Here is an 18,565-nt window from a genome sequence, read left to right as displayed (position 1 = left end):
CTGTCTTGACCGGAGAAGCCCGGATTCGTCAGCTTTTGCAGCGCGGTAAGGATGGTGAAAGGCACAATGGCCGATATTGATCCGGGTCAATGTCCACAGAAGGGGCAGGGGCAAGCGGGAGAGGAAAGTCTGTGCTGGTCGCGGCCTGCTGCCGAGACGCTGTGCACGCTTATTCTGGCCCATGGCGCGGGCGCGCCGATGGACAGCCCGTTCATGAACGAAATGGCTGAACGCCTTGTGGCCCGCGGGGTAGCCGTGGTGCGCTTCGAGTTTCCCTATATGGCGGCGCGCAGGGTGGACGGCACGCGCCGACCGCCCAATTCGCAACGGCAGTTGCTCGATCACTGGCGGCAGGTGTATGCCCGGGTGCGGCAACAGGTCACGGGGCCGCTGGCCATTGGCGGCAAATCCATGGGCGGACGCATGGCCAGCATGCTCGCCGATGAGCTGCGGGCCGACGCGCTGATCTGCCTGGGTTATCCCTTCCACGCCGCCGGCAAGCCGGAGAAAACCCGCGTGGAACACCTGGCCGAACTGCGTACGCCGACGCTGATTTTACAGGGCGAGCGCGACGCGCTGGGTTCGCGTGACGAAGTGGAGAATTATCGATTGGCGGCCACCATCCGCATCGAATGGCTCGCCGCTGCCGACCATGATCTCAAGCCGTTGAAACGCTCAGGTTTCACCCATACACAGCATCTGCAGCGCAGTGCCGAGGCGATTGCCGAGTTTCTCGTCCCTGCCACTGCTGGTTTTTTTAACGATTGAAGCGCTCCACCAGCGCATGCTGCCCCTGAGCGGTCTTGGTCAGCGCTTCGCTGAGCAGCGCCGTGTTGTTGGCCTCGGTGGTGGTTTGCTCGGCAAGCTGGGCGATGGTGTCGATGGTGCGGTTGATTTCTTCCGCCACGGAGCTTTGCTGCTCGGCCGCGGTTGCGATCTGGCTGGCCATGGTGGAAATGCTGTGCACGGCATCGCCAATGCCCACCAGCGCCTGATCGGCCTTGAGCACCTCACTGACGCTGGCATCCGCCTGGTGTCGACCGTTTTCCATGGCAGAAACCGCGGCCGCCGCATTGCTCTGCAATTTCACAATCAATTGGTGAATATGCTCGGTGGAGTCACTGGTGCGCTTGGCCAGCGAGCGAACCTCATCGGCCACCACGGCGAAGCCGCGCCCCATCTCGCCAGCACGGGCGGCCTCGATGGCGGCATTTAGCGCCAACAGGTTGGTCTGGTCGGCGATGCCCTTGATGACATCCACCATGCCGCCGATTTCGGTGCTGTCATCGGCCAGTCGGGCGACGGTGGCGCTGGATTCCCCCACAGCTTTGGACAGCTGCTCAATGGTCTGGCTGGCATGCGCAGCAATCGCGCGGCCTTCGTTGGCCAAGGCGTTGGCTTGCTGAGTGGCGGTCGCCGTGTGGCCAATGCTGCGTGCAACTTCCTGAGTGGCGCTGCTCAGCAGGTGGATCGAGGCCGCGACGGCTTCGGTTTCCTGACGTTGGCGCTTCAACCCCGCTGAGCTGCTGTTGGCCAGCCCGTCGGCTTGCAGCGCTTGGCGGGTGAGCCGCTCGGCGTTGTCCTGCAAGCGGGTCAGGCAGGTTTTCAAGTGGGCTTCCTGGCTGAGCATGGCCAGTTCGATGCGCCCTTGCACTCCTCGGCTGTCGGTATACATCTGGGCGATCAAGGGGTCGGCCATGCTTTGCTGCTGGCCTAGATGCAGCAGTCTACGCAGGCCACGGGTCTGCCAGCGCAAACCGATCAAGCCCAGGGGAACGCTGAGCACGGCGGCGACCGCAAACCCCCAGAAGCTGTTTAGCTGCGCGCCCACGGCAAAGCCGATCTGGCTGACCAGAATGAACGGCAGCCAGTTGAGCAAAACCGGCAGCCAGCGATCACGGCGCGGCACCGGCGGCTTGCCGGCGTTGATGCGCTGATAGAGGGCTTCGGCACGCTGGATCTGTTCGCTTGTGGGCTTGACGCGTACCGACTCGTAACCAATCGTCTGGCCATCAACCAGGACGGGAACAACGTAGGCATTGACCCAGTAAAAATCGCCATTCTTGCAACGGTTCTTGACGATGCCCATCCACGGCTCGCCTTTTTTCAGGGTTGCCCACATGTGCTCGAATACCGCGGCCGGAACATCCGGGTGGCGTACCAGGTTGTGCGGTGCCCGCAGCAGCTCTTCGCGGGTGAACCCGCTGATGTGCATGAAGTGATCATTACAGTAGGTGATCTGACCTTTGAGGTCGGTGGTGGAGATCAGTCGCTGATGCGCAGGAAAACTCCGCTCATGCTGAGTGATGGGCTGATTGTTGCGCATGGGTAGGTATCCGTGTGGCGGCTCCTCCCGGATGGGCTGGAGCAAGAAGTTGACGTCATTATTAAATCGGCCAGACGCAAAAAAAAATGAGCCATTTGTCCAAAATCATTTTTCTTGATAATGGCTATGTGCTAGCGGCGGTAATTCGTCAATGTGCCAGTAATTCACGCAAGACAAAATGAAGAATGCCGCCCGCCATGAAGAAGCGGGCTTCGTTGGCGGTGTCGATGCGGCATAGCACCGGGAAGTTGCTCTGCGTGCCGTCCTCGCGCAGGACTTCAACCGTCAGTTGCTGGTGCGGCTCCAAGTGCGCCGAGAGCCCGCGGATATTGAGGGTTTCCCGGCCGCTCAGGCCCAGGCTGTGGCGATTTTGCCCCTCGACAAACTGAAGGGCCAGCACGCCCATGCCGATCAGGTTGGAGCGGTGAATGCGTTCGTAGCTTTCGGCGATCACGGCCTTGATGCCGAGCAGCGTAGTCCCTTTGGCCGCCCAGTCGCGCGATGAGCCGGTGCCGTATTCCTGGCCGGCAATCACCACCAGCGGTGTGCCCTGAGTCTGGTAGCGCATGGCGGCGTCGTAGATCGACAGTTTTTCCCCACCAGGTTGCAGCAGGGTATTGCCGCCTTCCTCCCCGCCGAGCATTTCGTTCTTGATGCGGATGTTGGCGAAGGTGCCGCGCATCATGACCTCATGGTTGCCGCGCCGGGAGCCATAGGAGTTGAAGTCCTGTGGCGGAACGCCCAAGGATTGCAGGTAAAGCCCGGCAGGAGAGCTGGCCTTGATATTGCCAGCTGGCGAAATATGGTCGGTGGTGATCGAATCGCCGAACAGGGCCAGGATGCGCGCGCCGAGGATATCCGTCGGTTCGCGGGCGGGCTGGCCAATTTCGGTGAAATACGGCGGATTCTGCACGTAGGTGGAATCGGCAGCCCATTGGTAGGTGGCGCCGCCGCTCACTGGCATGGACTGCCAGTGGGCATCGCCGCTGAACACGTCGGCGTATTGCTTGCGGAACATGGCGCCGTCCACGGCGCTGACTGCGGAGGCGACTTCGGCATTGCTGGGCCAGAGGTCGCGCAGGAACACCGGCTGGCCCTGTGGATCGAAGCCTAGCGGTTCCTGGGTCATGTCGATGCGCGTGGTCCCGGCCAGCGCAAAGGCCACCACCAGCGGGGGCGAGGCCAGCCAGTTGGCCTTGACCATCGGGTGCACGCGGCCTTCGAAATTGCGGTTGCCGGACAGTACCGAGGAAACGATCAGGTCGTTGTCGATGATCGCTTGGCCAATCGGCTCGTCCAGCGGTCCGGAGTTGCCGATGCAGGTGGTGCAGCCGTAGCCTACCAGGTTGAAACCCAGGCTGTTCAGGTAGGGCGTCAGGCCCGCCTTGTCCAGGTAGTCGGTGACCACCTTGGAGCCGGGTGCCAGCGAGGATTTGACCCAGGGTTTGCGTTGCAGGCCGCGTTCGACGGCTTTTTTCGCCACCAGGCCGGCAGCCATCAACACGCTGGGGTTGGAGGTGTTGGTGCAGGACGTGATCGCCGCGATCACCACTGAGCCGTGTTTGAGGGCGAAGTCTTCACCCGCGACGGGGAAGGCACTTTCGGCTTGCCGGATACGCCCGCTGGTTTCCAATAGCAAATCGAAGTTGCCGCCAATGTCGGGAAGCGACACACGATCTTGCGGTCGTTTGGGTCCGGCCAGCGAGGGTTGCACGCTGTCCAGTTCGAGTCTCAGTGCTTCGCTGAACAGCGGTTCCGGAGCCGTTGCATCGCGCCACAGACCCTGGGCTTTGCAATAGGCCTCGACCAGGGCGATGCGCTGTTCGTCGCGACCAGAGAGGCGCAGGTAGTCGAGGGTGATCTGGTCCACCGGGAAAAAGCCGCAGGTGGCACCGTATTCCGGGGCCATGTTGGCAATGGTGGCGCGATCGGCCAGGGGCAGGCTATCCAGGCCAGGGCCGTAGAATTCGACGAACTTGCCCACTACGCCGTGCTTGCGCAACTGCTGGGTGACGGTCAGTACCAGGTCGGTTGCCGTTACGCCTTCGCGCAGTTGGCCGGTGAGGCGGAAACCGACCACTTCAGGAATCAGCATCGACACCGGTTGGCCGAGCATGGCGGCTTCGGCCTCGATACCGCCCACGCCCCAGCCAAGCACGCCGAGGCCGTTGACCATGGTGGTATGCGAGTCGGTGCCGACCAGGGTGTCGGGGTAGGCGTACGTCAGGCCCTCTTCTTCACGGGTCCACACTACCTGGGCCAGGTATTCAAGATTGACCTGGTGGCAGATGCCAGTGCCGGGCGGTACCACGCGGAAATTGGCGAAGGCCTGCTGGCCCCAACGCAGGAAGGCATAGCGCTCGGCATTGCGTTGCATTTCGATGGCGACGTTGTCGGCGAAGGCGCTGGGATCGGCGAAGCGATCGACCATCACCGAGTGGTCGATGACCAGGTCCACTGGGGTTAGCGGATTGATGCGCTGCGGGTCGGCGCCGGCCTTGGCCATGGCATCGCGCATGGCGGCCAGATCGACGATGGCGGGTACACCGGTGAAATCCTGCATCAGCACGCGGGCTGGGCGGTAGCCAATCTCATGGTCCGAGCAGCGACGTTGCAACCAGTCGGCGATGGCCTGGCAATCCTCGGCCTGTACGGTCGTTCCGTCTTCCCAGCGCAGCAGGTTTTCCAGCAAGACCTTGAGCGAAAGGGGCAGGCGGCTGATATCGCCCAGGCTTTTTGACGCTTCCGGCAGGCTGAAGTAGTGATAGGTCTGGCCGCTGATTTCAAGGCTGCGGCGGCAGTTCAGGCTGTCCTTTGACGGCATGAGGAGGGCTCCTGGCTGGGTGGCGACACTGTCGACAGGCTTGCTCTGCACTTGACCGGAAGTGCGCGTCAAGGGTTCCCCTGCCGTTTTATCATGCGCTCCCCTCCAAGGAGACATTCCATGAATACCCTGCTTTTCCATTGCCGCCCCGGTTTCGAGGGCGAGGTCTGCGCTGAAATCTCCGACCACGCCGCCCGTCTGGAAGTCCCTGGTTATGCCAAGGGCAAGGCGGGCGGCGGCTTTACCGAGTTTATCTGCCAGGACAACGGTGACAGCGAGCGCCTGATGCGCAAACTGCGTTTTTCTGACCTGATCTTTGCCCGCCAGTGGGCGCGCGGTAGCTGGCTGCAATTGCCGGAAAGCGACCGCATCAGTGTGTTATTGGATTATCTGATTGCCTGCCCGGTGTGCGGCAGCCTGTGGCTGGAGGTGCTGGACACCAACGACGGCAAGGAATTGTCGACCTTCTGCAAGCGGTTCGAAGGGCCATTGCGCAAGGCCTTGAACAAGTCTGGTCGGCTGGTCGAGGATGCGCGCAAGCCGCGCCTGCAGCTGACGTTCAAGAGCGGGCGGGAAGTCTTCGTGGGGCTGGCCGAGGCGGGAAATGCAGCCCTCTGGCCCATGGGCATTCCGCGTCTGAAATTTCCTCGCGAAGCACCGAGCCGTTCGACCCTCAAGTTGGAAGAGGCCTGGCACCAGTTCATTCCGCGCGAGCAATGGCCGGAGCGCTTGTCTTCCGAGATGACGGCCGTGGACCTGGGCGCCGCGCCGGGCGGTTGGACCTGGCAACTGGTCAAGCGGCAGATGAGTGTCATCGCCGTGGACAATGGTCCGATGGACGAGAGCCTGATGGACAGCGGCCTGGTCGAACATTTGCAGGCCGATGGCTTTCAGTTCAAGCCGCGCCATCCGGTGGATTGGATGGTCTGCGATATCGTCGAGAAGCCGGCGCGTAATGCCGCCTTGCTGGAAACCTGGATCGGCGAAGGGCGGTGCCGCGAGGCGGTGGTGAATTTAAAGTTGCCCATGAAGCAGCGTTACGTGGAAGTGCAGCGCCTACTGGCGCGCATTGCGGAGGGGCTCAAGGCGCGTGGTGTGAAAGTCTCCATCGCGTGCAAGCAGCTGTATCACGACCGCGAGGAGGTTACCTGCCACCTGCGCCGTTTGTAACCTGTCGGCACGCCCAGTAGCTCTGTTTGTGGCCGCGTGACTGGTAGTCGCGAGCAAGGCGCTCAGCCTGTTCGCGGCTCAGGTTGGCTTGCAGGACGAATTCGTTGCCGTTGTCGTCCAGGCGTTTGACGCACCAGGATTTGTCCATGGCGTTGCTTTCCTGTCTGGGCTCGCAACGGGCTTTGCGCCACAATAGCGGCCTGTTTCTGGAGTAGCCCATGACTTCTTTGCAACCCGACGCCATTCTCGACGCCAGCGGGCTCAATTGCCCGGAGCCGGTGATGATGCTGCACAACAAGGTGCGCGATCTGCACGGCGGTGACCTGCTCAAGGTGATCGCCACCGACCCGTCCACTCGCCGCGACATTCCCAAGTTCTGCGTGTTCCTCGGTCATGAGCTGCTGGAACAGGCAGAACAGGACGGCCAATACCTGTATTGGATTCGCAAGAAGGTGGACTGAAAGGGCGCGGTGCGCCCAGCCACCGACCTGGGCGCTTATTGAGCGCTCAGCATGGCGGCTTTTGCCTCTCCCTTGCTCCGAGCCTCGCGAATCACTCGTCGCGCGCTGCGTGCCAAGCGCCAACCAAGCAGTAGCGCGGCGCAGCTCAGGCCGATGATCAGCCCCTGCCAAAGCCCGCGCGGACCGCTGGGCTCGCCCCAGATATCGGTGAGCCCCAGGCTGTAGCCCATGCTCAAGCCAATGCCCCAGTAGCAGAACAGGGTAATCAGCATGGTCGCGCGGGTATCCTGATAGCCGCGCAGCGCGCCAGCAGAAGTGACCTGGATGCTGTCGGAGAACTGGAACAGCGCAGCATAAATCAGCAACGAGGTGGCCACGGCGAGTACGGCCGGGTCAGGGGTATAGATGCGCGCGATTTCCTCGGTAAACAGCAACACCAGGCTGCAGGAGAAACAGGCATAGCACAGCGCCACGGCAATCCCTACGCCTGCTGAGAAGCGTGCTTCGCGAGGCTCCTGACGCCCCAGGGCCTGGCCGACCCGAACGGTTACCGCCATGCCCAGGGAGTAGGGCACCATGAAAATCATCGACGAAATGTTCAGGGCGATCTGATGCCCGGCCACCACGCTGGCACCCAGGCTGCCAATCAGCAGGGCGATTACCGAGAAGATGCTCGCTTCGGCGAATACCGCGATGCCAATGGGTACACCAATGGTCAGCAAGCGGCGAATGCTCGGCCAATGGGGGCGGTCGAAGCGCAGGAACAGCCCGCAGGATTTGTAATACGGTGCCCACTTCACCCAGACGAGCATGCCCACCAGCATGGCGACCATGACGATGGCCGTGGCCCAGCCGCAGCCCACTCCGCCCATGGCCGGCACGCCGAGCTTGCCGTAGATGAAGATGTAGTTGAGGGGAATGTTCAGCAGCAGGCCCAGCAGGCCTATCACCATGCTCGGGCGGGTATGCCCCAGGGCATCACTGAAACAGCGCAGCACGTGATACAGGGCCACAAAGGGGAAGCCGCAGGCCACCCCGCGCAGGTAGCCCATGGACAATTCGACCAGTTCGGCCTCCACGTTCATCCAGTGCAAAACCGGCTCGGCGTTCCACAACAATACGGCGGCTGCGCAGCCGATCGACAGCCCCAGCCACAGTGCCTGGCGCACCAGCGGGCCGATCTCGGCCTCCTGGCCGGCGCCGAAGCGCCGCGCCACTTTGGGCGTGGTGGCCAGCAGAATACCGGTCATCAGCAGAAAGACCGGCATCCAGATCGAATTGCCCAGCGCCACGGCAGCCAGGTCATGGGGGCTGACGCGACCGGCCATCACCGTGTCGACGAAGCCCATGGCGGTAGTGGACAGCTGAGCAATGATAATCGGCGTGGCGAGGGTGAGCAGGGCACGAACTTCGCGACGCACTCGGGTACTGCGAGACTGGGCGGGCATGTGGGAGCAAACTGCGGAAAAACGCCGATTCTACGCGTTGGAGAGTGCCGCAGGAAGCTGCGCGCGGTTTCGCCGCAGCGTGGGAGGCGATGACCTCTGACAATGCCTGTCGCGTTTTGCGCCTAGAATGTCGGCCTCGTTTTCGGAGACCCATGCCATGCATATTCTTGCCGATGAAAATATTCCTCTGGTTGAGGCGTTCTTCGCGTCGTTTGGCAGCATCCAGCGCCAGCCGGGACGCGCCTTCACGGCCGAGGCGTTGGCTCGTGCCGATGTGCTGCTGGTGCGTTCGGTAACCCAGGTCAATGCTCGGTTGCTGGCGGGCAGTCCAGTGCGTTTTGTCGGCACCTGCACCATTGGCACCGATCACCTGGATCTGGATTACCTGGCGGACGCCGACATTGCCTGGGCCAGCGCGCCAGGCTGCAATGCGCGCGGTGTGGTGGATTATGTTCTCGGCAGCCTGCTGGCGCTGGCCGAGGCGCAGGGCGTGCCGTTAAGCGAGCGCTGCTACGGCGTGGTCGGCGCCGGGCAGGTTGGCGGGCGGCTGGTCGAGGTGCTGCGTGGTCTGGGCTGGCGCGTGCTGGTCTGCGATCCGCCCCGGGCGGCGCGTGAAGAGGGGGGTGACTTTGTCGACTTGCCAACCATTTTGGCGGAGTGCGATGTGATCAGCATGCATACGCCGCTTACCGGCGAGGGGCAGTGGCCAACCCGTCATCTGTTTGGTGTTGAACAGCTCGCGCGTCTCAAGCCCGGCGCCTGGCTGATCAACGCCAGCCGTGGCGAGGTGGTCGATAACGCGGCGCTGCTTGACGTGCTGCAGCAACGCCCCGATCTGGAGGCGGTGCTGGATGTCTGGGAGGGTGAGCCGCAGGTGGATGTCGTTCTGGCTCAGCGTTGCCGTATCGCTACGCCGCATATCGCCGGTTACAGCCTGGAAGGCAAGGCGCGCGGCACCGCGCAGATTTACCGCGCGTTCTGTGAGCATCTGGGCGTGGCGCCCACGGTGAGTCTGGAAACCTTGCTGCCGCCTGCCTGGTTGCCGCAGCTGAGCTTGCAGGCGGGTGCGGATCTGGAGTGGGCACTGGCTGCGCTGTGTCGTGTGGTTTATGACCCACGGCGCGACGATGCGAGTTTCCGTCGCTCGTTGGTGGGGAACGCACAGGCTCGGCGGCTGGGATTCGATGCGTTGCGCAAACATTATCCACCTCGCCGTGAAATCGACGGGCTGCAGGTTCGGCTGCAAGGCGATGCGCCAGAACTGGCTGGACTGGTGAGGGCCTTGGGGGCAGAACTGCTCTGATACCTGAACGGGCGAGGCCCACATTGGCTGCGGTTGGGCGCGGCGGCGCGATTCATAGGAATATACGAAAAGGCCGGCACCTATGAGGCTGCCGGCCTTGATCATTTCGCGGGTGACCTGGAGGGGTCACGCTGGGTAGTTCAGTCTTTTGGGGGCTGTTGTCGTTGCTGGCTTTCGTCGAGTTCGCGACAGGCTTGCTGGATCATCGACTCGGTGATCGGAACTTCACGCCCCAATTCGTCGATGATGGCGCCAAAGGCGACGGATTGCAGATCCAGAGCGAGATCCGGGCGCTGGGAGGTGCTGGTGTGTGGATTCATGGCGGCTCCTTATCAGTGGTCCACATCGATCGACGTCAGATACAGACTAGGAACTTTAGATGAAGCTGTCATGACAGCAAGTCACAGTTACAGCAACGGCCGGGGCGGGCATGGCCGACCCCGGAGGAACTATTTCAGTGGTATTCGCACAGGTAAGCAGTGTCCACGGCGACGCGCAGCTGGAACTTGCTATCGGCTGGTACGTTGAACTGGCTACCAGCCTGGTAGGTTTCCCAGCTGTCGCTGCCCGGCAGCTTGACGGTCAGGGCGCCGGCGACCACGTGCATGATCTCGCTCTTGCCGGTGCCGAATTCGTATTCGCCGGGGGCCATGACGCCGATGGTGGCGGTGCCTTGATTCAGGCCGAAAGCGATGGACTTGACGGTGCCGTCGAAATACTCGTTGACTTTGAACATGGGAAGGCTTCCTTGAGGTAAAAGACGCTCGCCAGTATGCCCAGCCGCCCGTGCGGCGTCATCTGCTTTACAGTGCTGCGATATGCTTGTGTGTCACGGGTTAGAGCGTATGGATATGACTAAAATCAGATCCCGCGCTCGCACCGGCAATGCAATGGCTGTGCTTGAACAAGAGTCGATCACTGGCTGCCCACGGGCTACCTGGTGCGTTAGAAACGTAAAATGTTGTGTGCAAAAGCCAAAAAGCTGGCGCAAAGCGTAAACGTTTCCGGTATAGTGCTCGCCGGTCGATCATTCGGCCCCGTTCAGGTAGGCAATTCCACGAAGCGCCGCTTCCGCTGTATGTCCGCCCTTCGGACGTCCTTGACGTTACATTCATAATCATCACGCGTTCTCGCAAATCCTCGCCGACAAGGCTGCCAGGGTGACCCAAAAGGTCAGTACATGGCATGCGCAGCTTTGGCTCATGGGTGTTTGCGGATGCATTTGAGGCAAACTCCATGACCCAAGAAACCGTCGGCTTCGCCGCGCTCGGTATTAATCCTTCCGTTCTCGCTGCAGTCATCGCCGCAGGCTACGAAGAGCCGTCTCCGATCCAGGCTCAAGCGATCCCGATGATCCTTGAAGGCCACGACATGATCGGCCAGGCGCAGACCGGGACCGGCAAGACCGCCGCGTTTGCCCTGCCGATCCTGTCCAAGATCGACCCGGCCAAGCGTGAACCCCAGGCGCTGATCCTCGCGCCGACCCGCGAGCTGGCCCTGCAGGTGGCCACCGCGTTTGAAACCTATTCCACCCAGATGCCCGGCCTCGGCGTGGTTGCCGTCTACGGCGGCGCGCCCATGGGCCCGCAGCTCAAGGCCATTCGTCAAGGCGCTCAGGTGCTGGTGGCGACGCCGGGCCGTCTGGTCGATCACCTGAGCCGTAACGACAAACTGCTCTCGACCATCCAGTATCTGGTGCTCGACGAAGCCGACGAAATGCTCAAGCTGGGCTTTATGGATGACCTGGAGGTGATCTTCGAGGCCATGCCGGAAAGCCGTCAGAGCGTGCTGTTCTCCGCCACTCTGCCGCACTCGATCCGTGCCATCGCCGAAAAGCACTTGCGCGAGCCGAAGCACATCAAGATCGCCGCCAAGACCCAGACCGTGGCGCGCATTGATCAGGCGCACCTGATGATTCACGCCGACCAGAAGATCTCGGCTGTGTGCCGTCTGCTGGAAGTCGAGGACTTCGATGCGCTGATCGCCTTCGTGCGTACCAAGCAAGCCACTCTGGATCTAGCCGCCGCGCTGGAAGCCAAGGGTTACAAGGCTGCCGCGCTGAATGGCGATATCGCCCAGAACCAGCGTGAGCGCGTCATCGACTCGCTCAAGGATGGCCGTCTGGACATCGTCGTTGCCACCGACGTGGCGGCCCGTGGCCTTGACGTGCCGCGCATCACTCACGTGCTCAACGTTGACATGCCCTACGACCCGGAGTCCTACGTACACCGTATCGGTCGTACCGGTCGTGCCGGTCGCGAAGGTCGCGCGCTGCTGCTGGTTACCCCGCGTGAGCGTCGCATGTTGCAGGTCATTGAGCGTGTCACCGGCCAGAAGGTTGTCGAAGCCCAGCTGCCCAACGCGCAGCAGGTGCTGGATGCACGTATCAAGAAACTGACCAACAGCCTGCGTCCGCTGATTGCTGATGCTGAAGTCAGCCACGGCGAGCTGTTTGACCGCCTGGTTGCTGACCTCGACTGCAGTCCGCGTGCGCTTGCCGCGGCCATGCTGCGCAAGGCCACTAATGGTCAGGCGCTGAGCCTGGCTGAAGTGCAGAGCGAGCAGCCCCTGGTGCCGTCCGCAACGCGTGAACGTCGCGAACGTGATGGCGATCGCAGCAGTGAGCGCAGCGAATACCGTGAGCGTCGCGCTCCTGTACAGCTGACCGAGGGTCGCGCACGTTGCCGCACCTCGCTGGGGACCCGCGACGGCATCGCCGCGAAGAACCTGCTTGGCGCGATTCTCAACGAAGGTGGCCTGGCTCGCGAAGCCATCGGCCGCATCCAGATTCGCGAAACCTTCAGCCTGATCGAACTGCCGGAAGACGGTTTGGACCGTCTGCTCGGTAAGCTCAAGGACACCCGCGTTGCTGGCAAGGCTCTCAAGCTGCGTCGCTATCGCGAGGATTGATCCTCGGCTGAACGAAAAACCCCGCATTTGCGGGGTTTTTTTATGGGAATTTGCTGCTAACGGTGTTACGGACCCTTCAATAACCCAGCCAGTACAGGCACAGCGACAAGGTGACCAGCGAGCCCAGCGTCGAATACAGCACGGCGCGGGACACCCGCGTCGCGGTGCGCTGGTAGTACTCGGCCAGCATATAGGGGCCGGTGCCGGTGGGCAGGGCGCTGAGCAGCAGGGCGGCGTGCGCCCACAGGGACGGCAGTTCAAGCAGCTGAAAGGCAACGTACCAGGTAATCAGCGGCTGAATAATGAGTTTCATGCCCGTCAGAGCCAGGCTGCCTTCACTGTCCCCGCGTTGCTCGTGAGCTAGAAACAGGCCCAGTGAGACCAGTGCGCAGGGCGTGGTGGCCGCGCCGAGCAGGCGCAGCAGTTCGGCCAAAGCCTGGGGCAGCGGCTGGCCGCCTGCGGCCCAGAGCGCGCCGAGTACCGGCGAGATCACCAGCGGATTCTTCAGCAGCGCCAGGCTAACCTTGCGCACCGCCGCGCCCAGGGATTTTTCGCCTTGCAGCGCCACTTCAATGCCCACCACGGCGATCGCAAAAAGTCCACAGACCACAACCAGGGTGGCGATCAACGCCGGCTCCAGTCCGCCTTCGCCAAACACCAGAATGCACAGCGGAATGCCGACGTAACCGGTATTGGCGTAGGCCGCGCTGAGCCCATCGATATTGGCGTCGGCCAACGGTGCGGAGCGTTTGAGACGATAGAGCAAAGTCAAAATGAATACCGCGAGGCTGCCTCCGCCAAAGGCGAGCAGAAAGCCTGGTTGCCACAGACTCTCCCAGCTGGAATTGGCCGTGACGCTGAACAGCAGTGCCGGCAGCGCCAGCCAAACCACGAAACGGTTGATTTCCGAGGCGGCGTGCGGGCCGAGGCGGTTGGTTTTGCGGCACACATAGCCGATCAGAATCAGCGCAAAAATCGGCAGGATGACATTGATGACCGAGGACATAGGGGCGGGTATTGACCTGACAGTGAAGACTGCAGGCTACCCGAGTGCGTCACTAAGGCCAATTGCCATACTGCCAGACGACATCACAACCGGATCGAACCGGAGCATGGGCCTTGTGTCTATCCCCCGAACCCCGAGGGAGATTACCCCTGTGCTCCGTTTGCTCTTGATCGCCTGGTTGCTCGCCTGCGGTGCTGCCGTGTCGGCGCGTGACTACCGCTACAGCGACGCCCATCTGCACTATGTGGATTTCTTCCAAGAAAGCGAGGGCATGGACCGCCTGTTCAAGGCGATGAACGCGGCGGGGGCCGAGCATGTGATGCTGGCCGGTATTCCGGTGGCGAAGAAATGGCACGAAGACGAGCCGAAACGGCCGCGTTACTACGCCGGGGATGACGCGGGGGTTTATTGGTACAGCGCCACCGATGTGCTGGTTGCCGCCGCGGTGAAGCAGTTGCCGCCTGAGCGCCGTCGCCGCGTGCATCCTTTTCTCTCCGGGTTCAACCCGGCAGACAAGAATGCCGATGCCCATGTGCGGCGCATGCTGGAATTGGACCCGGGCCTCTGGCAGGGTCTGGGCGAAGTCTTCACCCGCCACGACGATCTGACCGCCTTGACCTATGGAGACATTCCCCGGGCCAACAACGAGGCGATGACACGTATCTATCACCTGGCTGCCGAGTACGATTTACCGGTTATGGTGCATTCCAATATCACCTCCAAGCGTGAGCGCAATCCGCTGTACCTGGCGGAAATTGAAGCGCCCTTGCGCAACCACCCCCATGTGCGTTTCATCTGGGCCCACGCCGGCACCAGCATGGAATTGCACCGCCACCAGGAAAAGCTGGCCTTTCTAAGGCCAACACTCGAGCGCCTGCTGGCGGACTATCCCAACCTGTATATCGATCTGTCCTGGACCCTGTTGCGGCCGTATTTGCTCGACAAAGAGGGCGCGCCCGATCCGCATTGGCTGGCGCTGGTAGAGCGCTATCCCGAGCGTTTCATGCTCGGTTCCGACTTGGTGGGCAGCTTCGGCAATCTGGGGGAACACCTGCGAGCCTTCGAGCCGTTCCTTGATGCATTGCCCGCCAAGGTGGCGCAGCGGGTGGCGCGGGATAATTTCCTGGCGATTCTCCCGGGTAAACAGGGTCTGTGACCGATAATTCATCTGACGAACGGTAGGTCATTATCTTTCAGGTTGGCTGGGCACGGTCGATATCTAGGCGTGAATCATTTTAGGACGTTGTCATGTCGCTTCGAAATCTCAATATCGCCCCTCGTGCCGCACTAGGGTTCGGGCTGATTGCCTTCATCGTATTGTTGATGGGGCTGTATGCCCTCAATCAGATGGCGGGCATGCGCACTCAGGCCAAAGAAGTGGACGAGCTCTGGTTGCCGAGCGTTGTGACCCTGGGTGAACTGGAGCAGTCCATGCAGCGCATCCGGACGTTGACGTTGCGTCTGTCGGTTCAGCGTGATGACGCTACCACACGCACGACGCTGGCCCAGTTACAGGAGATTCGCAGTGGATTGGATGTTCTGCAGGCAACGTTCGATGACCTCATTTCTTCGCCAAATGAGCAGGCTGCTTTCGCGCGATTTCAGGATGCCCAGCAAAGATATTTCGGCGAGCAGCAGAAAATCATCGCCCGTTTGCAGGTAGGCGACGTCCAGGGCGCCGCTGTAGTGGGTGCTGGCGTGATCAACAATCACGCCGATGCTATTACTTCGGCGCTAGACAGCCTGAGAACAATGAATGTTCAAGGCGCCAGAGCCGCGGCTAACTATTCCACCGAAGTCTACGAAAGCGCGGTGCTGGGTGTGATTGTGGCGATCATAGTGGCCGCTTTGCTCACCGTGTTGCTTGCCGTGTTGTTTACTCGCAGCATCGTCCAGCCCCTTAACCAGGCCGTGCGTGTGGCTGGCAGCGTTGCTGATGGCGATCTCAGCCAAAGGATTCAAGTAGAGGGGCGTGACGAGCCCGCCCGCCTGCTGCAGGCGCTGCAGACTATGCAGGAAAAGCTGCGCGCGACTGTGCAACAGATTTCCGATTCGTCCAATCAGCTGGCTTCTGCCGCAGAAGAGCTCAACGCTGTTACCGAAGACTCTTCACGTGGCCTGCACCAGCAGAACGAGCAGATCGAGCAGGCGGCTACCGCTGTCAACGAAATGACCAGCGCGGTAGAGGAGGTAGCGCGCAATGCGGTTAGCACCTCTGAAGCCTCCAGCGAAACCAATACCACGGCGCTGCAGGGTCGCGAGCAGGTGCTGCAGACGGTGGATTCGATCGGTCAACTGGCCGCCGATGTGAACGGCACCGCCAGCCAGGTGGAGAAGCTGGCTGCCAATGTGCGAGACATCGCTCAGGTGCTCGAAGTAATTCGTTCCATTGCCGACCAGACCAACCTGCTGGCGCTCAATGCGGCCATCGAGGCTGCACGGGCCGGCGAACACGGGCGGGGTTTTGCGGTGGTGGCCGACGAGGTGCGTGCTTTGGCACACCGTACCCAACAGTCCACCCAGGAAATCGAACAGATGATCGGGGGTATCCATGCCGAAACCGACCAGGCGGTCAGTTCCATGCAGAACAGCACCCAGCGTGCGTGTGGCAGTCTGGAAGTGGCCCAGGCTGCCGGCGCAGCGCTGGAGCGCATTGCCTCGGCCATCATGGGCATTAACGAGCGCAACCTGGTGATCGCCAGCGCCGCCGAAGAGCAGGCCCATGTGGCGCGGGAGGTGGACCGCAACCTGGTGAATATCCGCGATCTGTCACTGCAAAGCGCCGCGGGCGCCAATCAGACCAGCGCTGCCAGCCAAGAGCTTTCGCGCCTGGCCGTGGACCTCAATGGTCTGGTGACACGTTTCCGGTTGTAAACTGACCGGTGCGCCTTTGGTTGAATAAGGCGTGCCGGAACCGGCCAACCCGTTGGCCGTTCCAGACCTGGGCCACATCGCCATTCGACTCACCCCGCAGAAGGAGGCTCGCCTACAATGGCGCGTTCTTTCTGCGCCTGGGGTATGAATGGATATTGAGCTTGCCCGTACCTTCATTGAAATTGCCCGCTGTGGCAGCTTCATCGCTGCCGCCGAGCGTTTGCACGTCACCCAGACGGCTATCACTGCGCGGGTGCAGAAACTTGAGAGCCATCTAGGCTGCACGCTGTTCGTACGCAATCGGGCAGGTGCCCGCCTGACCGCCAATGGCGACAAGTTCATTGTCTATGCCAGGCAACTGGTGCAAACCTGGGAAGCCGCCCAGCGAGACTTGCCGTTGCCCCAGGGGTTTCACACCATCCTGCGGGTGGGGGGCGAAATCAGTCTGTGTAATCCGTTGATGCTCGACTGGGTGCGCGCGTTGCGCACGGCGATTCCTTCCCATGCGACTCGCGCTGAAATAGCCGATGGCCCGACCCTGTTGCGACAGATCGAGCAGGGCATGCTGGACGCTGCGCTGGTTTACCAGCCGGCCTATTGGCCAGAGTTGCAGGTCGAGCAGATCCTGGAGGAAAAACTGATCCAGGTGTGCCAGCCGGCGATGCCGGAGCCTTATGTGTATGTCGACTGGGGCGAAGGCTTTCGACACCAGCACAATGCGGCCTTGCCGGACAAGGCCAGGGCGGCGATCAGTTTCAATCTTGGCCCGTTGGCCTTGCAGTACATCCTCGACAGTGGCGGCTCAGGCTATTTTCGCCGCCGGGTGGTGGAGAGCTATCTGGAGAGTGGCGTACTGGCGCGGGTTCCCGCCGCGCCAGAGTTCAGTTATCCCACTTGGCTGGTGTATTCGCGCGAGCGCGACTCGGACGTGTTGCAGCAGGCCCTGCGAGTCCTCCGAGAGGTGGTGCAGCGCGACCAGGACTGGTCCCAGCGCTGGGACCCGGTCATTTAGTTCAGGCGCTTGCTAGTTTCTGCCTGTGGTCGCTTTCCAACGGAAAGCGAAAGTCCAGGTTACGCAACAGGTGCTGCTGCAAGCCGGCAATCAGGTCGGTCTGGGTAAGCATGCCCACCAGGCGTCCCTGTTCTAGTACCGGCAGGCAATGCAGGCCCTGGCCGGACAGCAATGGAATCAGCTCGACAACGTGTGCATTGCTGTCGATGGTGGTCACCGGGCTGCTCATCACTTCGCCCAGCAGCGTTTCCCGTCGGCGTCTCAGCCGGCCCAGCAAACTGAAACGGCCGCTGCCTGAGGATTTTCCGATCAGGTCGACGATGCTGATGATGCCAGCCAGATGTCCGGCCTCGTCCAGCACCGGCAGGTTGCGCAAGCGGTGCTGCTTGAGCGTGGCCAGTGCCTGGTCGACGGTGGTGTTCACCGTGCCGCAGCGCAAATCGCGAGACATGATCTGGCTCACGCGGATTTCACCCATGCTGCGCCGCAGCGCGTGACGCTGTGTGCTGCGCATGATCTCTTCGAGATCCTCGCGGGTGACGTCGACGAATTCGCCAAAGTCTTCCAGTGCCTGCTGCAGGTCTTCACTGGAAATGCCCGCGCGGGTTTGTGGGTCGGGGTCCAAGGTGTGGTGCAGGTCGGCAGCCACCGTGGGCGCCTTGGGATAACGCACCCGGGTCAGGTTGTTGTACAGCAATGCGCAGGAGAGCAGGCACGCGGCGTTCACCAGCACGGGCAGCAGCGCAAAAAAGGTCTGCTCGCTAGCGGGGCTGCCCAGCGTTACGCACAGTGCCACCGCGCCACCTGGCGGATGCAGGCAGCGCAGCAGGTACATCAGCAGCAACGATGCGCCAATCGCAAGGCTTGCGGCATACAGGGTTTGGCCGGCCACATGCACGGTCACGCTGGCGACCAGCGAGGCTGTCAGATAACTGCCCACGATGGACCAGGGCTGCGCCAGGGCACCGGATGACACCGCAAACAGCAAAATCGCCGAGGCGCCCAGCGGCCCGATCAGTTGCAGGGTGATCGCCTCGCCGAACAACTGGCGACAGATTTCAGCGCTGCACAGGATGGCCAGTGCTGCGCCGAAGGAGGCGCGCAGCCATTCACGTGGGCGGGTTGTGGTGGGGGCCGGAAGAAAACCGCCGAGCCAGGTGCGTAGCGAGGAAGTGGGTCGAGTCATGGTCACTAAGTAAGAAACAAAACACAGAGGGCATCGAGGTGCCCT

The 18,565-nt window shown here is 61.8% G+C and carries 16 protein-coding genes and 2 pseudogenes; 9 read left to right on the top strand and 9 right to left on the bottom strand.

Annotated features, from left to right (window positions below; genetic code table 11):
* Nucleotides 1–51 precede the first annotated feature (51 nt).
* Nucleotides 52–768 carry an alpha/beta family hydrolase gene (locus H9642_RS10065; RefSeq protein ID WP_350027860.1) on the top strand — a complete coding sequence of 239 codons (717 nt, stop codon included), beginning with the start codon at nt 52–54 and terminating at the stop codon, nt 766–768.
* Here the strand turns inward: H9642_RS10065 and H9642_RS10060 are convergent.
* The 3 genes and pseudogenes from H9642_RS10060 to acnA form a co-directional block, all read right to left on the bottom strand.
* Entirely contained in the window at nt 758–1,831 is a 1,074-nt protein-coding gene (locus H9642_RS10060; RefSeq protein WP_433962694.1) for a methyl-accepting chemotaxis protein, read from the bottom strand. The genes H9642_RS10065 and H9642_RS10060 overlap by 11 nt on opposite strands.
* A gap of 171 nt (nt 1,832–2,002) precedes the next feature.
* Nucleotides 2,003–2,326: pseudogene (locus H9642_RS18465) on the bottom strand (PAS domain-containing protein); the annotation flags it as partial.
* Between the two features lie 148 nt (nt 2,327–2,474).
* Nucleotides 2,475–5,150, bottom strand: coding sequence for an aconitate hydratase AcnA (acnA, locus tag H9642_RS10055; RefSeq protein ID WP_251836306.1), 2,676 nt, complete (start codon nt 5,148–5,150; stop codon nt 2,475–2,477).
* Between the two features lie 120 nt (nt 5,151–5,270).
* Between acnA and rlmM the strand changes: the two genes are divergently transcribed.
* The gene (gene rlmM, locus H9642_RS10050) at nt 5,271–6,320 is read left to right on the top strand and encodes a 23S rRNA (cytidine(2498)-2'-O)-methyltransferase RlmM (protein ID WP_251836305.1); all 1,050 of its coding nucleotides are present in this window, start codon (nt 5,271–5,273) and stop codon (nt 6,318–6,320) included.
* On the opposite strand, the gene H9642_RS10045 is transcribed toward rlmM, so the two are convergent.
* Entirely contained in the window at nt 6,295–6,468 is a 174-nt protein-coding gene (locus tag H9642_RS10045) for a hypothetical protein (RefSeq protein ID WP_251836304.1), read from the bottom strand. The two genes, rlmM and H9642_RS10045, sit on opposite strands and share 26 nt — an antisense overlap.
* A gap of 70 nt (nt 6,469–6,538) precedes the next feature.
* Here H9642_RS10045 and tusA point away from each other — a divergent pair, with 70 nt between their 5' ends.
* Nucleotides 6,539–6,781, top strand: coding sequence for a sulfurtransferase TusA (gene tusA, locus H9642_RS10040; RefSeq protein WP_251836303.1), 243 nt, complete (start codon nt 6,539–6,541; stop codon nt 6,779–6,781).
* Nucleotides 6,782–6,816: 35 nt separating this feature from the next.
* On the opposite strand, the gene H9642_RS10035 is transcribed toward tusA, so the two are convergent.
* A complete protein-coding gene (locus H9642_RS10035; protein WP_251836302.1) occupies nt 6,817–8,229 on the bottom strand; it encodes an MATE family efflux transporter in 1,413 nt (470 codons plus the stop codon).
* 157 nt (nt 8,230–8,386) lie between these two features.
* Between H9642_RS10035 and pdxB the strand changes: the two genes are divergently transcribed.
* Nucleotides 8,387–9,532 carry a 4-phosphoerythronate dehydrogenase PdxB gene (pdxB, locus tag H9642_RS10030; RefSeq protein WP_251836301.1) on the top strand — a complete coding sequence of 382 codons (1,146 nt, stop codon included), beginning with the start codon at nt 8,387–8,389 and terminating at the stop codon, nt 9,530–9,532.
* 140 nt (nt 9,533–9,672) lie between these two features.
* Here pdxB and H9642_RS10025 read toward each other — a convergent pair whose 3' ends face one another.
* On the bottom strand, nt 9,673–9,852 hold the full coding sequence (locus tag H9642_RS10025) for a PA1571 family protein (protein ID WP_251836300.1): 180 nt from the start codon (nt 9,850–9,852) through the stop codon (nt 9,673–9,675).
* A 134-nt stretch (nt 9,853–9,986) separates the two neighbouring features.
* Nucleotides 9,987–10,268: a pyrimidine/purine nucleoside phosphorylase gene (ppnP, locus tag H9642_RS10020; protein WP_251836299.1), complete on the bottom strand. Its 282-nt coding sequence runs from the start codon at nt 10,266–10,268 to the stop codon at nt 9,987–9,989.
* A 500-nt stretch (nt 10,269–10,768) separates the two neighbouring features.
* Between ppnP and H9642_RS10015 the strand changes: the two genes are divergently transcribed.
* Nucleotides 10,769–12,442 carry a DEAD/DEAH box helicase gene (locus tag H9642_RS10015; protein ID WP_491016056.1) on the top strand — a complete coding sequence of 558 codons (1,674 nt, stop codon included), beginning with the start codon at nt 10,769–10,771 and terminating at the stop codon, nt 12,440–12,442.
* 76 nt (nt 12,443–12,518) lie between these two features.
* Here the strand turns inward: H9642_RS10015 and H9642_RS10010 are convergent, their stop codons facing one another.
* The gene (locus H9642_RS10010; RefSeq protein ID WP_251836298.1) at nt 12,519–13,448 is read right to left on the bottom strand and encodes an AEC family transporter; all 930 of its coding nucleotides are present in this window, start codon (nt 13,446–13,448) and stop codon (nt 12,519–12,521) included.
* 106 nt (nt 13,449–13,554) lie between these two features.
* On the opposite strand from H9642_RS10010, the gene H9642_RS10005 reads away from it, so the two are divergent.
* The 4 genes and pseudogenes from H9642_RS10005 (at nt 13,555) to H9642_RS09995 (ending at nt 17,334) form a co-directional block, all read left to right on the top strand.
* Complete coding sequence (locus H9642_RS10005; protein ID WP_251836297.1) at nt 13,555–14,604, top strand: amidohydrolase family protein; 1,050 nt, start codon at nt 13,555–13,557, stop codon at nt 14,602–14,604.
* Between the two features lie 92 nt (nt 14,605–14,696).
* Nucleotides 14,697–15,230, top strand: a pseudogene (locus H9642_RS18460) (MCP four helix bundle domain-containing protein); the annotation flags it as partial.
* 30 nt (nt 15,231–15,260) lie between these two features.
* Entirely contained in the window at nt 15,261–16,322 is a 1,062-nt protein-coding gene (locus H9642_RS10000; RefSeq protein WP_433962693.1) for a methyl-accepting chemotaxis protein, read from the top strand.
* A 148-nt stretch (nt 16,323–16,470) separates the two neighbouring features.
* A complete protein-coding gene (locus H9642_RS09995; protein ID WP_251836295.1) occupies nt 16,471–17,334 on the top strand; it encodes a LysR family transcriptional regulator in 864 nt (287 codons plus the stop codon).
* Between the two features lies 1 nt (nt 17,335).
* On the opposite strand, the gene H9642_RS09990 is transcribed toward H9642_RS09995, so the two are convergent.
* A complete protein-coding gene (locus H9642_RS09990; RefSeq protein WP_251836294.1) occupies nt 17,336–18,520 on the bottom strand; it encodes an HPP family protein in 1,185 nt (394 codons plus the stop codon).
* Nucleotides 18,521–18,565 lie beyond the last annotated feature (45 nt).

This window comes from Serpens gallinarum, from assembly GCF_014836765.1.
GTDB classification, from domain to species: Bacteria; Pseudomonadota; Gammaproteobacteria; order Pseudomonadales; family Pseudomonadaceae; genus Serpens; species Serpens gallinarum.
This window is presented reverse-complemented; position numbering and strand designations above follow the sequence as displayed.

What these genes read in the sequence shown, in the direction of transcription:
- H9642_RS10065 (WP_350027860.1), top strand. Translation starts at nt 52, where the DNA reads ATGGTGAAAGGCACAATGGCCGATATTGATCCGGGTCAATGTCCACAG.
- acnA (WP_251836306.1), bottom strand. Translation starts at nt 5,150, where the DNA reads ATGCCGTCAAAGGACAGCCTGAACTGCCGCCGCAGCCTTGAAATCAGC.
- rlmM (WP_251836305.1), top strand. Translation starts at nt 5,271, where the DNA reads ATGAATACCCTGCTTTTCCATTGCCGCCCCGGTTTCGAGGGCGAGGTC.
- H9642_RS10045 (WP_251836304.1), bottom strand. Translation starts at nt 6,468, where the DNA reads ATGGACAAATCCTGGTGCGTCAAACGCCTGGACGACAACGGCAACGAA.
- tusA (WP_251836303.1), top strand. Translation starts at nt 6,539, where the DNA reads ATGACTTCTTTGCAACCCGACGCCATTCTCGACGCCAGCGGGCTCAAT.
- H9642_RS10035 (WP_251836302.1), bottom strand. Translation starts at nt 8,229, where the DNA reads ATGCCCGCCCAGTCTCGCAGTACCCGAGTGCGTCGCGAAGTTCGTGCC.
- pdxB (WP_251836301.1), top strand. Translation starts at nt 8,387, where the DNA reads ATGCATATTCTTGCCGATGAAAATATTCCTCTGGTTGAGGCGTTCTTC.
- H9642_RS10025 (WP_251836300.1), bottom strand. Translation starts at nt 9,852, where the DNA reads ATGAATCCACACACCAGCACCTCCCAGCGCCCGGATCTCGCTCTGGAT.
- ppnP (WP_251836299.1), bottom strand. Translation starts at nt 10,268, where the DNA reads ATGTTCAAAGTCAACGAGTATTTCGACGGCACCGTCAAGTCCATCGCT.
- H9642_RS10015 (WP_491016056.1), top strand. Translation starts at nt 10,769, where the DNA reads ATGACCCAAGAAACCGTCGGCTTCGCCGCGCTCGGTATTAATCCTTCC.
- H9642_RS10010 (WP_251836298.1), bottom strand. Translation starts at nt 13,448, where the DNA reads ATGTCCTCGGTCATCAATGTCATCCTGCCGATTTTTGCGCTGATTCTG.
- H9642_RS10005 (WP_251836297.1), top strand. Translation starts at nt 13,555, where the DNA reads ATGGGCCTTGTGTCTATCCCCCGAACCCCGAGGGAGATTACCCCTGTG.
- H9642_RS09995 (WP_251836295.1), top strand. Translation starts at nt 16,471, where the DNA reads ATGGATATTGAGCTTGCCCGTACCTTCATTGAAATTGCCCGCTGTGGC.
- H9642_RS09990 (WP_251836294.1), bottom strand. Translation starts at nt 18,520, where the DNA reads ATGACTCGACCCACTTCCTCGCTACGCACCTGGCTCGGCGGTTTTCTT.